The following is a 14,255-nucleotide window of genomic DNA, read 5'->3' as shown; positions in this document are numbered from 1 at the left end:
ACTCAGCCCCCGCGCCGGCGTATCAGCCCGCGCGCGGCGGCCAGCACGGCGTCCGTCAACGCCGCCATGGTGTCGGACGCCACCCGCCAGTGCTGCCAGTACAGCGGCGTGTCTTCGAAGGCGCGCGCCCGCAGCAGCACCAGCCGTCCCGCGTCGAGGTCAGCCTGCACCAGCGCCAGGGGATTCATGGTCCAGCCCAATCCCGCCAGCGAGGCGCGCACGAAGGCGCGCGCCGAAGGCAGCCACCACACCGGCGGCTGCCAGGCCGCGCCGCGCAGGATGCGCCGGGCGAAGCGCCCCTGCAGCGCGTCCTTGCGGTTGTAGACCAGCACCGGGGCCTGGCTGAGCGAACGGGCATCGACGCCGTCGGCGAAATGGCGTCCGTGGAAGTCGGGGCTGCACGTCGCCGCGTAGCGCATGCTGCCCAGTGCATGCAGGCGGCAGCCCTGCACCGGTTCGGCCAGGGTGGTGACCGCGCCCATCACGGCGCCGCCGCGCAGGAGTTCGGCGGTGTGGTCCTGGTCTTCCGCCCGCAGGTCCAGCGTGGCGCGCGTGCGGGCGGCGAAGTTCACCGCCGCGTCCATGAACCAGGTTTCCAGGCTGTCGTGGTTGACCGCGACCGGCAGCGTGGCCTGCGGCGCGTCTTCGGCCACGCCCAGCCGGTTCAGGGCGTCGTGCTCCAGCAGCGTCGCCTGCTCCGCCAGCTGGACGAGGACCCGCCCGTCCGGCGTCGCCGTCGTCGGCGTCGTCCGTTGCACCAGCAGGCGGCCGACCCGGTCTTCCAGCGCCTTGATCCGCTGGGAAACGGCCGACGGCGTCACATGCAGGGCGGCCGCGGCGCGCTCGAAACTGCCTTCGCGCACGACGGCGGCCAAGGCGCGCAGCTGAGCATGATCCAGGTTCATATGCATTAGCGTTGCTAAATATGGATTAGGAAATTTAGCTGTTCTTCATGGCCACGGCAAGCCAGAATGGCCGCCATCATGAACGCTTCCATTTTTCTTCCGTGGCTATCCGGGCTGGGCACCGGCCTGGGCCTGTTCGCGGCCGTGGGCGCGCAAAGCGCCTTCATCCTGCGGCAGGGCCTGCAGCGCGCCCACATCGGCAGCGTGCTGGCCGTGTGCGCCGCCGCCGACGCGCTGTGCATCGCGCTCAGCGTGATGGCCTGGCGCACGCTGTCTGGCCAGGCGCCCTGGATCATGCCGGCGGTGGCCTGGGCCGGCGCCGTCTTCCTGGCCCTGTATGCGGCGCGCGCGGCGCGGCGCGCCTGGTCCGCCGGGGGCGGGCTCGCGCCCGCGCGCCAGGCCGCCGGAACGCGGCGCGCCGCCATGCTGGGCGCGCTGGGCTTCACGGTGATCAATCCGCACTTCTGGATGGACGTCATCCTGGTCGGCTCGCTGGCCCAGGGTTTCGGCCACAACGCCGCGGCCTACGCGGCGGGGGCCATGACCGCCAGCCTGCTATGGCTGCTGGCGCTGGGCGGCGGCGCGCGGCTGCTGCGGCCGCTGTTCCGCGATCCGCGCGCCTGGCGCCTGCTGGATGGCGGCATGGCCATCGTCATGGCCGCGCTCGCGTGCCGGCTCTTGGCGCGCGTGCTGTAGCTTGGCGCGCGTGCTGTAGGGAGCGGCCGTGCCGCCGCCTTCGCTTTGTCGACAGTTTCGCTCGCGCCACGACATAAAACCCCGGTGACGGCCCGGTTCGCGCGCGGTAAGGCAGTGGAACTTACGCGAAACTTTCGGCGCGCGGGCAATCCCTAATGAAAGCAGCATTGAGCCCGCGCTGCGCGCTCACTATCATTGAGCGCGAGGAGACAGCGGCTGCGTCGACACGCGCCACATAATGCACGCACCCGCCTCGCACGGCCCCGGCCGCATAAAAGAAGATCGAGGGAGAAGGCATGGTTTCCGCCGCCGCGGAATACGGACACACGAGCGTCGCCCCTGCCGCGACGCCCCTGCCTCATGACCTTTGCACTCCGCATCGGCCATCTTTTTCCAGCTTCGTCGCACCCCTGCCGCGCATCGTCGCGGCGGCGCGCGCGGGCGACCCCGTCAGGAGCCTCGCCACCGCAATCCTCTGATCGCACAGAACGGTTTTCCAACGCAGCATCGATATCGACAACGGAGACAACGATGAACCATCGTTTAAAACTGCTGGTAGGAACCCTTGCAATTGCACTGACCGGCGGCGCCTATGCCGCCGACCCCATCAAGATCGGCGTGTCCGGCCCCTATACCGGCGGCTCGTCCTCCATGGGCGTCAGCATGCGCGACGGCGTGCGGCTGGCAGCGGAGGAAATCAACAAGAACGGCGGCGTGCTGGGCCGGCAGCTGGTGCTGATCGAACGCGATGATGAAGCCAAGAACGAGCGCGGCGTGCAGATCGCCCAGGAACTGATCAACAAGGAACAGGTGGTCGCCACGGTCGGCTTCATCAACACCGGCGTGGCGCTGGCGTCGCAGCGTTTCTACCAGGACGCCAAGATCCCCGTCTTCAACAACGTGGCGACGGGCAGCGTGATCACTCACCAGTTCACCGACGCCGACAACTACGTGTTCCGCAATGCCGCGCACGACAGCATCCAGGCGCCGATGATCGTGGAAGAAGCGGTGGTGCGCGACGGCTACAAAAAGGTGGCGATCCTGGCCGACTCCACCAACTACGGCCAGCTGGGCCGCGAGGACCTGGAAAAGGCGCTGGCGGCCAAGGGCGTCAAGGCGGTCGCCGTGGAAAAATTCAACATCAAGGACGTCGACATGACGGCGCAGCTGCTGAAGTCCAAGCAGGCTGGCGCCGAGGCCATCCTGACCTACGGCATCGGCCCGGAACTGGCGCAGATCGCCAACGGCATGGCCAAGCTGGGCTGGAAGGTGCCCATGATAGGCAGCTGGACGCTGTCGATGGCCAACTACATCGACAACGCCGGACCCAACGGCTCGGGCGCGCGGATGCCGCAGACCTTCATCCAGGAACCCAATACGCCCAAGCGCAAGGCCTTCATCGACGCCTACCTGGCCAAGTTCAAGCCCAAGAACAACCGCATCGATTCCCCGGTGTCGGCGGCGCAGGGCTACGACTCGATCTATCTGCTGGCCGCGGCCATCAAGCAGGCCAACTCCACCGATGGGCCGAAGATCCGCGCCGCCCTGGAAAACCTGCAGACGCCGGTGGAAGGCGTGGTCATGACCTACGACCATCCGTTCACGCATGACGACCACGACGCCATCACGGCGAACCTGGTGGTGTTCGGCGAGGTCAAGGATGGCCGCGTGGTCTATGCCTATCCGGACGACATCAAGGCCACGGCGCAGCCGCGCAAGAAGGACGCCAGCGCCAAGGTTGCATCGGCCCAGGCCAAGTAGCCGTCCGCGACGCCTGTCTTGCGGTAACTCCCGCTGCCGCCCGCGCCGCCTGGGCGCGGGGCGGCGGTTCCTTGACGTGGATGTCCCATGATTCTTCTACAGCTTATCTATAGCGGCATCGCGCTGGGCATGATCTACGCGGTGATCGCGTTCGGCTACCAGCTGACGTTCGCCACCTCGGGCACGCTGAACTTCGGCCAGGGCGAAGCGCTGATGCTGGGCGCGCTGGTGGGCCTGTCCCTGGTGGGCGAGGGCGTGAACTACTGGGTCATGATTCCGCTGGTCTGCCTGTTCGGTTTCCTGCAGGGCGCGGTGGTGGAGCGGGTCGGCGTGCGGCCGGCCATCAAGACGCGCTCGGAGTTCGGCTGGATCATGGCGACGATCGCGCTGGGCATCATCTTTCGCAATGTCGCGGAAAACGTATGGGGCCGCGACGACCTGCCGTTTCCTTCGCCGCTGCCGATGTCGCCGATCCAGGTGGCGGGAGCCAACGTGCTGCCGATGGAGCTGCTGGTCGTGGTGGGCGCGCTGGCGATGATGCTGCTGGTGGAGCTGTTCAATCGCAAGTCCATCTACGGCAAGGCCTTCGTGGCGACGTCGGCCGATCGTGCCGCGGCGGGACTGATGGGCATCAATACCAATCTGGTCATCACCTTGTCCTACGCGCTGTCGTCGCTGACGACGGCGTTCGCTGGCGTGCTGATCGCGCCGCTGACCTTGACGGGCGCGACCATGGGCGCGGTGCTGGGATTGAAGGCCTTCGCCGTCGCCATCATCGGCGGCCTGTCCAGCGGCACCGGCGTGATCGTCGGCGGGCTGATCCTGGGCATCGCGGAAACGACCACGGGTTTCTATATTTCGACCGGCTACAAGGATGTCCCCGGGCTGGTGCTGCTGCTCCTGGTGCTGGCCGTCAAGCCGGCGGGCCTCTTCGGAAAAACCGCTATAAAAAAGGTGTGAGGCCCCAGACATGAGATCGCTGACCTTCATCGCTTCGGTAGTGGGCATCGTCGTGCTGGCGGGCTTGCCCCTGGCCGTCACGAATCCGTATTACCTGCACCTGATCGAGACCATCATGATCTACGCCATCCTGTTGTTCGGGCTGGATATCGTGGTGGGCTATACGGGGCAGGTATCGCTGGGCCACGCCGGCCTGTTCGGCATCGGCTCGTATGTCGCGGGCGTGATGGTGTTCCACCTGCAGATGCCCATCGGCATCATCCTGCCGGCCGCCATCCTGATCGCCGCCCTGTTCGGCGCGGTGCTGGCGCTGCCCGCGCTGCGGGTGACCGGCCCCTACCTGGCCATGGTCACGCTGGCCTTCGGCACCATCATCCAGATCCTGATCAACGAAATGACCTTCCTGACCGAAGGGCCGCTGGGCATCAAGATCAACAAGCCATCCTTCAACGGCCACGTGTTGACCAAGGCCGAATACTTCTGGCTGGTGGCGGTGCTGCTGGTCCTGGCGCTGCTGGTCGTGCACCGCATCCTGAAATCGCACATCGGCCGCACCTTCGAAGCCCTGCGCGACAGCCCCATCGCCGCCGACTGCATGGGTGTTTCCGTCTACCGCTACAAGGTGGTGGCCTTCGTGATCAGCGCCGGTTTCGCCGGCCTCGCGGGTGCGTTGTACTCCTATTCGGAGCAGTACATCTCGCCCAACACCTACAACTTTGAGCTCACCATCCTGTTCCTGCTGGCGATCATCATGGGCGGGCGCAAATCGCGGGTCGGCGCGCTGCTGGGCGCCGCGATCGTCGTGCTGCTGCCCAAGATGCTGGACGACATCGGCACCTTCCGCGCGATTGCCCTGACGCTGGCCATCCTGATGGCGGTGGGCGCGGCGATCGCCATCGCAAAGGGTCGCGCGACGCCGAACCGGATGGCGGTGCCGGTGGCCGGCACCATCCTGCTGGCGGTGTTTTCCTTCTGGGTCGAGGCCCTGACCGATTGGCGCCTGACCATCTTCGGCGCCATGATCCTGTTCGTGGTGTATTACCTGCCCGACGGCATCGTCGGCTTCGTGCGCAACCTGTTCTTCCAGACCGGCCGCAAGGCCCTGGCGGTCAGCACCGAGCTGGCGCATCGCATCGAGGCCGTCCCGCAGGCCGCGGGCGCGGACGGCGGCGACGTCCTGCTCAACGCCAAGGGCGTGGTGATGCAGTTCGGCGGGCTGAAGGCGCTGAACCAGGTCGACCTGGTGGTCCGGCGTGGCACCATCCATGGCCTGATCGGCCCCAACGGCTCCGGCAAGAGCACGATGATGAACGTGCTGACCGGCATCTATGTACCCACCGGCGGCACCGTGGAGTTCAATGGCCGATCGCTGGCCGGCATGGTGCCGGCGCAGATCGCCGGCGCAGGCATCGCGCGCACCTTCCAGAACGTCGCCCTGTTCGGCGAAATGACGGCCCTGGAAAACGTGCTGGTCGGCCTGCACCACAGCTTCCGGACCGGACTGACCAACATCGCGCTGCGCACCCCCCGCTGGAAGGGCGAGGAAACCGCCGCGCGCGCCCGCGCGCTGGCCCTGCTGGATTTCGTCGGGCTGGAGTCGTACGCGGCCGAAGAAGCCCGCAACCTGCCTTACGGCAAGCAGCGCCTGCTGGAAATCGCCCGCGCCCTGGCGCTGGACCCGCAACTGTTGCTGCTGGACGAGCCGGCAGCCGGCCTGACCGCGCCGGACATCGCGGAACTGCTGCAGATCATCCGCAAGGTGCGCGACCACGGCATCACGCTGATCCTGATCGAACACCACATGGACGTGGTGATGAGCGTCTGCGACACCGTGTCGGTGCTGGACTTCGGCCAGAAGATCTCCGAAGGCCAGCCTGCCCAGGTGCAGGCCGACAGCCGCGTCGTGGAAGCCTACCTGGGCGGCGCGGTGACGGCCTAAGCCGGCCAGGCGTGGTGCAACAGCCGGACACAAGGAGAACAACCGTCATGTTATCGATCAGCAACCTGGAAGCCGGCTACGGCAAGGTCAAGGTATTGCACGGGATCAGCATGGAAGTGCCGCAAGCCAAGGTGGTGACCCTGATCGGCTCCAACGGCGCCGGCAAGACCACCACCATGCGCGCCCTGTCCGGCATGATCAAGCCCAGCGCGGGCGAGATCACGCTGGAAGGCCGCCGCATCGACGGCCTGGAGTCGCACCGCATCGCCCGGCTGGGGCTGGCCCATTCGCCGGAAGGACGGCGCGTCTTTCCCACTTTGTCCGTGACGGACAACCTGCTGCTGGGCGCCTATCCCCGGCTGACCGGCAGCCGCCCGCGCGGCGATGTCCGGGCCGACCTGGACCGCGCCATGGACCTGTTTCCCCGCCTGAAGGAAAGGCGCGAGCAGCTGGCGGGCACCTTGTCGGGCGGCGAGCAGCAGATGCTGGCGATGGCGCGCGCGGTCATGCTGAATCCCCAGCTGGTCCTGCTGGACGAGCCGTCCATGGGCCTGGCGCCCATCCTGGTGGAGGAAGTGTTCCGCATCATCGGCCGCTTGAAGGAGCAGGGCGTGACCATGCTGCTGGTGGAGCAGTTCGCCGCCGCCGCGTTGAACGTCGCCGACTACGGCTATGTGCTGGAAAACGGCCGTATTTCCGTGCATGGCACGCCGCAGAAACTGAAGGGCGATCCGGCGGTGGTCGCCGCCTACCTGGGCACCAGCCATTAGCGCGCCGCTTGCCGATCCGCCGGCAACAACGCCATGATGACGGGGTCCGAGCGCAAGGCGACGTAGGCGAACGCCGCGTCCGCATGGCCCCCCTTCACGGCCAGCATCAGGCCCGCCCTGCCGTCGCCGTCCACCGCGTCGAGCATATCGGGCAGGCGCGGGCTGATCCAGGGCGCCGTGCCGGCGTCGCCCAGGAATTTGACGATGATGTCGTGGAAGGCCTTGATCACCGCCGCATGGCCGTTCGCCAGGGCATAGGCCAATCCCGAGTCGCCCGCCTCCGCGGTTGCCGTCAGCAAGTCCGGCAATGCGCCCCGCAGCGCCGGCCCGATCGCCGCGTGGACCGGCTCGGCGAGCAATCCGCTGACGCCGTCGTAGTAGGCCTGCACCGCCGCGGTATGGCCGCTGGCCATGGCGAGGGAAAGCGTGGGCGCGCCCAGGAAGTCCATGGCGCGCAGCAGTTCGGGCAGCCCATGCTGGAGGTGCGAGCGGATGTGCTCGTCCTTCAGCAGTTCCCTCAACAGCATGAAGAATGCATCCACCGGCGCGGCGCGGCCGGAACGCAAGGCGGTCGATAGCACGGGTGAGCCCATGTACAGGGCGTTCAGCAGGCGGCCGATCCTGGGCGCGATGAAATCCAGCAACCCCGGCGTCCGCCACGCCGCGAGCCATGCCATGACCGCCGCGGCGGCATCGTCGGCCAGCAGGGCGTCGCGCAACTCGGGGATGGCGTGGCAGCGCAGCAGGTCATGGACGATATCCACCCGTACCGCCAGACTGGCGGACCAGTGCCGCGTCACGGCCGGAATGGACCGCCGCATGTTCGCGCGCAGCAGGCCGGTGAGCAGCCTGTCGCGTTCGTACGGCGCCAACGTGCCCAGGGTGCGCGCGTGGGCATCCAGGTATTGCGTCGTGCCATCCTCGCCCAGCCTTGCCAGGAAGGGCTCGGCGCAGTCGGGGTCGTTCACCCACTGTATCGGCATCCGCGCCAGCCGGGCCGCGTCGGTGTTCCGGATGGATTGCAGCAATGCCGGCCTGGGCGGGAGGGGACGGTCGTCGCCGAGCGATGTGTCCCGCCACCGCAGCAGGTCGCGCAAGGTGGACAGCTCGATGTCCACGGCGGTGGCGTCCCACAGCGGTGGGGCGAAAGCCGCGCTGGCGTCGGCACGCGCGATCCATGCCAACTGGCCGTAGGCGAACAGCGCGCCCCGGGTGCCGTCCGCCTCGATCCATTCGCCGTAGTTTTTCGGCTGATTGCCTGCTGGCAATAGCCGCAGTGCCGCCATGGCGCGCAGGATGTCCAGCGCGATCAGCGATGCATCGGTGCGCGGCAGGTAGGTGCAGGCATCGTCCCGTTGCCGCAGCTTGACGAAGCTGCGCAGGCGCAGGTCGCTTTCGCGGTGCCGCCAGGTTTGCGTGTCGGCGTCCAGGCGCTCGCCATCTTCCCAGGTCAGGCCGCAGTCGCCGCCGATCTGGCGCAACTTGTCCATGAAGGCTTCCTGCACGGCGGGCGTCCAGGAAGCCGCGGGCGGGTCCCGATGCGTGGGGAGGCTTTCGTTGAACCGGGCCAGGCAGGTTTCCGCCAGCGTCAGGGCGAGCCGGTCCGGCGTCAGCGCCAAGCCGAGACGTTGGCCGCAGATGTGCAGGAACTTGCAGTCCTGCGCGTCGGGCATCCTCGTGCCATCGGGGTCCGGGTCGAATCCGAAGCCTCCGGCCAGGCTGTTCCACGCGGTCGTGACGTAGTGGATTTCGTTGCCGGGGTGATAGCCCGGTTGCCGGGCGAAATATTCCTGCACCGCGCCCAACAGCGTATCGCGCGCGGCCTGCTCCTTGATTTCCCAGAGCGTGCCGCGCACGCCGCCGGCGGCCAGGGCCAGCTTGCGCGCCGCCGAGACGAGATTCGACACCGCGCCGTCGGCGCATTCCGTGATGCCCATCGCCAGATCGCGGACGGCGGCTTTCTTCACGTCCAGGTCCATCGTGTCGTGGCGGATCATCCAGCAGAACTCATCCAGCGATTGTTTGCCGCGCGAATCGACGATGCCGGCGCGGGTGCTGAAATAGTGCGGGTCGTCGAAGCGATGGCGAAAGAAGGTGTCAAGGTTGGCCGCGATGCCTTCCGCGTCGGGCAGGCGATGCCGCCGGCAGAAGTCGGCCAGGAACGCGAGGCCGGTACGCATTTCCTCCTTGTAGGCAGGGAAGTCGGGCCCGTCGCGGAACGCGGCATGCGGGCCGTGCCGCGCTTCCGAATAGCTCAGCGGCGCGGCGTCGTCCGCCGGCCGGTCGCCGCCGCGTTCGGCTTGGCGGGAGGGCGGGGTATAGGGGCTCCAGAATGCGGTGTCGAAACGGGGCTGGACGTGAAGGTACATGGGATGGCGACGGGCGGGGGCGCGGTGGCGGGGTGGGTCGGCAAGCTTGCGCCGTGTGTCCTGCGGCACCCCGCCGAGTTCCATGCGCCCGATCGGGCCACGTATCCCGCGCCGCGTGGTCGGCGGTGCGCGGCTAGCGGCGCGCGGCTAGCGGCGCGCGGCTAGCGCCGCTTGGCGGCTTCGTAGTCCTTCAGGCCGTTCAGGTCCAGCACCCGCACGCCGCGATACTCCACCTTCAGCAGGCCGGCTTCCTGCAGATTGCAGAGCGCGCGATTGGCGCGCTGCCGCGATACGCGGGCCAGGTAGCCGACTTCCTCCTGCGTGATGCTCAGGCGCAGCCCCATGCCGGGATACAGGATGGGATTGAACAACTCCGCCAGGCAGCGCGCCACGCGCGCGTCCGCATCCAGCAGGCGGTCGTTCTCGGCCTTGCCGATGAACTGCGCCACGCGCTCGTTCAGCAGGTGCAGCAGGTAGCGGTTGAAGGGAATGCTGCTGTCCAGCAGCGATTCGAACGTGGCCGCCGGCAGGCGCGCGATCACCGAGTCGCGCAACGCGACCACGTCGTACTTGCGCGCTTCGCGCTTCAACAGCGAGCCTTCGCCGAACCAGCCGCCGGCGGGCACGCCGGTCAGGGACGCCATGCGCCCTTCGGCGTTGCCGACCGACACCTTGACCAGGCCCGCCAAAACGCCGATCCACGCCTGCGCCATCTGGCCCTTGCGCTCGATGATGGTGCCGGCCGGCACTTGCTGCACCGTCAGGTCTTTTTCCACACGGGCTTGTTCGTCCGCTGTCAGCAAACGAAACCACGCAGCAGCCAATTGCAAGGAGTCGATGACTTGCATCGGGATATACCCTAGATCGTCCCTGAATCGCCCAGAATTGTCGCGAATGCGACAGTTGGGTCCGATGCAAGCTTATACCTTAACCACACATTGCAGCGCAGCTTTGCATCACAACATGCGCGGTCCGCGATGACCGGCAACGCCGTGGCGGCACGATCGCCCGGCAGGCCGGCATGGCGGAACCATACAGGAGACAACGTGGCGCCATCCCAGCCCGTAGCCCCGCCGGGGCCGGCGGCGGATACCTTCCCCGCCCTGCTGCTTATGCATGCGCGACTGCGCGGGCAGCGTCCCGCCATACGCGAAAAAGACCTGGGAATCTGGCAGGCCCTGACCTGGGCCCAGGTGGCCGGCCTGGCCGACCGCGTCGCCCACGGACTGGCGGCGCTCGGCGTGCAACCCGGGCAGCACGTGGCCGTCGTCGGCGAAAACCGGCCGCGGCTGTACATCGCCATGATGGCGGCGCAGGCGCTGGGCGCGATACCCGTGCCGCTGTACCAGGATGCCGTCGCGCAGGAAATGGCTTATGTGCTGCGCGACGCGGAGGTCGGCGTCGCGATCGCCGAAGACCAGGAACAGGTCGACAAGATGCTGGAGGCGCGGGAAATCTGCCCGGCGCTGCGGCATATCGTCTATGACGATCCGCGCGGCTTGCGCCACTACGGCGATGCCGCGCTCATGTCCTTCGACGAACTGCTGCGCCTGGGCGCCGAGCGCGCCCAGGCCGATCCGGCCTTCTTCGAGCGCAGCGCCGCCGCGGTGCGGCCGGACCACACCGCGGCGATGTTCTACACGTCCGGCACCACCGGCAAGCCCAAGGGCGTGGTGCTGACGCATGCGGCGCTGATCGACCGGGCGCGCGCGGTCGAAGCCATGGAACACCTGACCGACCGCGAAGACGTACTGGCCTATCTGCCGCCGGCATGGATCGGCCAGAACATGTTCTCGTATACGCAGCTGCTGGTCACGGGCTTTACCGTGAACCATCCCGAATCGCCGGCCACCGTGGCGATCGACATGCGCGACATCGGGCCCACGTACTACTTCGCGCCGCCCCGCATCCTGGAAGACCTGCTTACCCACGTGCTAATACGCATGGAAGACGCCGGCTTCATCAAGCGCCGCCTGTTCAAGTCCTGCATGGCGCTGGCCCGCCGCGTGGGCGTGCGCCTGCTGGACGGCGAATCCGTCGGCGTCGTCGATCGGCTGCGCTATGCGCTGGGCGACCTGCTGGTGTACGGCCCGCTGCGCAACGCGCTGGGCATGAGCCGCGTGCGCGTGGCCTACACGGCGGGCGAGGCCATCGGCCCGGACCTGTTCACCTTCTACCGTTCGATCGGCATCAACCTGAAGCAGCTGTACGGCTCGACCGAAACATCGGTGTTCGTCTGCGTGCAGCCCGATGGCCAGGTGCGTGCCGACACGGTCGGGCCGCCGGTGCGCGGCGTGCGCATCCAGGTGGCGGAAAACGGCGAGATCCTGGTGCAGAGTCCCGGCCTGTTCAAGGAGTACTACCGAAACGACGAGGCGACCCGCGCGGCGCGCGACGAAGAGGGCTGGTTCCACACCGGCGACGCCGGCTTCCTGGATGCGGACGGTCACCTGAAGATCATCGATCGCGCCAAGGACGTGGGCAAGCTGGCGGATGGCAGCCTGTTCGCGCCCAAGTACATCGAGAACAAGCTCAAGTTCTTTCCCTACATCAAGGAAGCCGTGGCCTTCGGCGCCGGGCGCGACGCGGTCTGCGCCTTCATCAACGTCGACCTGGAAGCCGTGGGCAACTGGGCGGAGCGGCGCGGGCTGCCGTATGCCGGATACACCGATCTGGCGGGCAAGGACGTGGTCTATGCGCTGATCGCCGGTTGCGTGGAACAGGCCAATGCCGAACTGGCGCGCGACGAACGCCTGGCCGCGTCGCAGGTGCGGCGCTTCCTGATCCTGCACAAGGAGCTCGACCCGGACGACGACGAACTGACGCGCACGCGCAAGGTGCGCCGCGCCTTCATCGCGCAGAAGTACGCGGTGCTGGTGGATGCGCTGTACGACGGCAGCGCGTCGCGCCACATCGAAACCGAGGTCAAGTTCGAAGACGGGCGGACAGGACGCATCGCCGCCGACCTCGCGATTCGCGATGTGCGAACATATTCCGCCGTCGCCGGCAAGGCAGCCTGAGATGGCATACAGCGCGGCTATGCCGCTTCCTACCGCAAACGTCGCCGACGCCGCCCAGGCGGCGTCGGCGCAGGCCGCGCGCAGCGACCATCCGGACCGCGCGCGCCGGATCGGCGGCGTGATCCTGGACATGCAGAACATCTCGCTGCGCTTCGGCGGGGTGAAGGCGCTGACGGATATTTCCTTCGACGTGCGGGAACATGAAATCCGCGCCATCATCGGTCCCAATGGCGCCGGCAAGAGCTCCATGCTGAACGTGATCAACGGCGTCTACACGCCGCAGCAGGGGGCCATCGTATTCCAGGGCCAGCACTATGCGCGCATGACCCCGCGCCGTGCCGCGGAAATGGGCATCGCCCGCACCTTCCAGAACCTGGCGCTGTTCAAGGGCATGAGCGTGCTGGACAACATCATGACCGGCCGCAACCTGCGCATGAAATGCGGCCTGCTGGCGCAGGCCCTGCGCATCGGCCCCGCCGCCCGCGAGGAAGTGCGGCACCGCGAGTTCGTCGAGAACATCATCGATTTCCTGGAAATCCAGGCCTATCGCAAAACGCCGGTCGGCCGTCTGCCGTACGGCCTGCAGAAGCGGGTGGACCTGGGCCGCGCCCTGGCCATGGAGCCTCGCATGCTGCTGCTGGACGAGCCGATGGCCGGCATGAACATCGAGGAAAAGCAGGACATGTGCCGCTTCATCCTCGACGTCAACGATGAGTTCGGCACCACCATCGTGTTGATCGAACACGATATGGGGGTGGTCATGGACATCTCCGACCGCGTCGTCGTGCTGGACTACGGCCGCAAGATCGGCGACGGCGATCCGGACCAGGTGCGCGCCAACGAGGAAGTCGTGCGCGCCTACCTGGGCGTATCGCACTGACGCGACAAGGAGCGCGCGATGGGATTTTTCCTGGAAACCCTGTTCGGCGGACTGATGAGCGGGATGCTCTATGCGCTGATCGGCCTGGGCTTCGTGCTGATCTTCAAGGCGTCGGGAGTGTTCAACTTCGCCCAGGGCGCGATGGTGCTGGTGGCCGCGCTGGCGATGGCGCGGTTTTCCGAATGGATCCCGCGCTGGCTGGGTTTCGACTCGCCCCTGCTGGCCAACACGCTGGCATTCATCGTCAGCGCGGCGCTGATGATGGCGCTGGCGCGCGTGGTGGAAGCGCTGGTGTTGCGGCATCTGGTCAACCAGGAGGCCACCACGCTGCTGATGGCGACGCTGGGCATCAGCTACTTCCTGGATGGCGCCGGCCAGATCGCCTTCGGCAGTTCGGTCTACTCCATCAACGTCGGCATGCCCAAGGAGCCCGCGCTGATCCTGGACAAGATGTTCGAAGGCGGGCTGCTGCTCAACCTGGAGGACCTGACCGCGGCCGTGATCGCCGCCTTGATGGTGGCGCTGCTGGCGTTGTTCTTCCAGTACACCGGCACCGGGCGGGCGCTGCGCGCCGTGGCCGACGATCATCAGGCCGCGCAATCCGTCGGCATTCCGCTGAACCGCATCTGGGTGGTGGTGTGGAGCGTGGCCGGCCTGGTCGCGCTGGTGGCCGGGGTGATCTGGGGTTCGAAGTTCGGCGTGCAGTTCACCTTGTCGACAGCCGCGCTGCGCGCCTTGCCGGTAGTGATCCTGGGCGGCCTGACGTCGATTCCGGGCGCCATCCTGGGCGGGCTGATCATCGGCGTCGGCGAAAAGCTGTCGGAGGTGTATCTGGGTCCGATGGTGGGCGGCGGCATCGAAATCTGGTTCGCCTACGTGCTGGCGCTGGCCTTCCTGCTGTTCCGGCCGCAGGGCCTGTTCGGCGAAAAAATCATCGATCGGGTTTAGGGCGACG

11 protein-coding genes are annotated in these 14,255 nt (G+C 67.3%); 8 read left to right on the top strand and 3 right to left on the bottom strand.

Going from position 1 to position 14,255, the window contains the following annotated elements; genetic code table 11:
* Positions 1-2 precede the first annotated feature (2 nt).
* The gene (locus CAL26_RS25410) at positions 3-905 is read right to left on the bottom strand and encodes a LysR family transcriptional regulator ArgP (protein WP_094850080.1); all 903 of its coding nucleotides are present in this window, start codon (positions 903-905) and stop codon (positions 3-5) included.
* Positions 906-971: 66 nt separating this feature from the next.
* Here CAL26_RS25410 and CAL26_RS25405 point away from each other — a divergent pair, with 66 nt between their 5' ends.
* From CAL26_RS25405 to CAL26_RS25385, 5 genes are all read left to right on the top strand, one after another.
* Positions 972-1,601: a LysE/ArgO family amino acid transporter gene (locus CAL26_RS25405; protein WP_094849411.1), complete on the top strand. Its 630-nt coding sequence runs from the start codon at positions 972-974 to the stop codon at positions 1,599-1,601.
* A 531-nt stretch (positions 1,602-2,132) separates the two neighbouring features.
* Entirely contained in the window at positions 2,133-3,362 is a 1,230-nt protein-coding gene (locus tag CAL26_RS25400; RefSeq protein WP_094849410.1) for an ABC transporter substrate-binding protein, read from the top strand.
* 87 nt (positions 3,363-3,449) lie between these two features.
* Positions 3,450-4,322, top strand: a complete 873-nt coding sequence (locus CAL26_RS25395; protein WP_094849409.1) for a branched-chain amino acid ABC transporter permease — start codon at positions 3,450-3,452, stop codon at positions 4,320-4,322.
* A 10-nt stretch (positions 4,323-4,332) separates the two neighbouring features.
* The gene (locus tag CAL26_RS25390) at positions 4,333-6,261 is read left to right on the top strand and encodes a branched-chain amino acid ABC transporter ATP-binding protein/permease (RefSeq protein WP_094849408.1); all 1,929 of its coding nucleotides are present in this window, start codon (positions 4,333-4,335) and stop codon (positions 6,259-6,261) included.
* Positions 6,262-6,308: 47 nt separating this feature from the next.
* Positions 6,309-7,031 carry an ABC transporter ATP-binding protein gene (locus tag CAL26_RS25385; RefSeq protein WP_094849407.1) on the top strand — a complete coding sequence of 241 codons (723 nt, stop codon included), beginning with the start codon at positions 6,309-6,311 and terminating at the stop codon, positions 7,029-7,031.
* Here the strand turns inward: CAL26_RS25385 and CAL26_RS25380 are convergent.
* Positions 7,028-9,400, bottom strand: a complete 2,373-nt coding sequence (locus tag CAL26_RS25380) for a hypothetical protein (RefSeq protein ID WP_094849406.1) — start codon at positions 9,398-9,400, stop codon at positions 7,028-7,030. The two genes, CAL26_RS25385 and CAL26_RS25380, sit on opposite strands and share 4 nt — an antisense overlap.
* 161 nt (positions 9,401-9,561) lie before the next feature.
* Positions 9,562-10,248: a Crp/Fnr family transcriptional regulator gene (locus CAL26_RS25375; protein ID WP_094849405.1), complete on the bottom strand. Its 687-nt coding sequence runs from the start codon at positions 10,246-10,248 to the stop codon at positions 9,562-9,564.
* Positions 10,249-10,446: 198 nt separating this feature from the next.
* On the opposite strand from CAL26_RS25375, the gene CAL26_RS25370 reads away from it, so the two are divergent.
* The 3 genes from CAL26_RS25370 (at position 10,447) to CAL26_RS25360 (ending at position 14,248) form a co-directional block, all read left to right on the top strand.
* On the top strand, positions 10,447-12,420 hold the full coding sequence (locus CAL26_RS25370) for an AMP-dependent synthetase/ligase (protein WP_373454506.1): 1,974 nt from the start codon (positions 10,447-10,449) through the stop codon (positions 12,418-12,420).
* Positions 12,421-12,550: 130 nt separating this feature from the next.
* On the top strand, positions 12,551-13,300 hold the full coding sequence (locus tag CAL26_RS25365) for an ABC transporter ATP-binding protein (RefSeq protein ID WP_232464998.1): 750 nt from the start codon (positions 12,551-12,553) through the stop codon (positions 13,298-13,300).
* 18 nt (positions 13,301-13,318) lie between these two features.
* Entirely contained in the window at positions 13,319-14,248 is a 930-nt protein-coding gene (locus tag CAL26_RS25360) for a branched-chain amino acid ABC transporter permease (protein WP_094849403.1), read from the top strand.
* Positions 14,249-14,255: the final 7 nt, after the last annotated feature.

Source organism: Bordetella genomosp. 9 (assembly GCF_002261425.1).
In the GTDB taxonomy this organism is placed as follows: domain Bacteria; phylum Pseudomonadota; class Gammaproteobacteria; order Burkholderiales; family Burkholderiaceae_B; genus Bordetella_C.
Note: the sequence above shows the minus strand (reverse complement) of the source record. Positions and strands in the feature narration are given on the sequence as shown.

Coding starts and splice junctions, on each gene's coding strand:
- CAL26_RS25410 (WP_094850080.1), bottom strand. CDS start 905: ATGAACCTGGATCATGCTCAGCTGCGCGCCTTGGCCGCCGTCGTGCGC.
- CAL26_RS25405 (WP_094849411.1), top strand. CDS start 972: ATGGCCGCCATCATGAACGCTTCCATTTTTCTTCCGTGGCTATCCGGG.
- CAL26_RS25400 (WP_094849410.1), top strand. CDS start 2,133: ATGAACCATCGTTTAAAACTGCTGGTAGGAACCCTTGCAATTGCACTG.
- CAL26_RS25395 (WP_094849409.1), top strand. CDS start 3,450: ATGATTCTTCTACAGCTTATCTATAGCGGCATCGCGCTGGGCATGATC.
- CAL26_RS25390 (WP_094849408.1), top strand. CDS start 4,333: ATGAGATCGCTGACCTTCATCGCTTCGGTAGTGGGCATCGTCGTGCTG.
- CAL26_RS25385 (WP_094849407.1), top strand. CDS start 6,309: ATGTTATCGATCAGCAACCTGGAAGCCGGCTACGGCAAGGTCAAGGTA.
- CAL26_RS25380 (WP_094849406.1), bottom strand. CDS start 9,400: ATGTACCTTCACGTCCAGCCCCGTTTCGACACCGCATTCTGGAGCCCC.
- CAL26_RS25375 (WP_094849405.1), bottom strand. CDS start 10,248: ATGCAAGTCATCGACTCCTTGCAATTGGCTGCTGCGTGGTTTCGTTTG.
- CAL26_RS25365 (WP_232464998.1), top strand. CDS start 12,551: ATGCAGAACATCTCGCTGCGCTTCGGCGGGGTGAAGGCGCTGACGGAT.
- CAL26_RS25360 (WP_094849403.1), top strand. CDS start 13,319: ATGGGATTTTTCCTGGAAACCCTGTTCGGCGGACTGATGAGCGGGATG.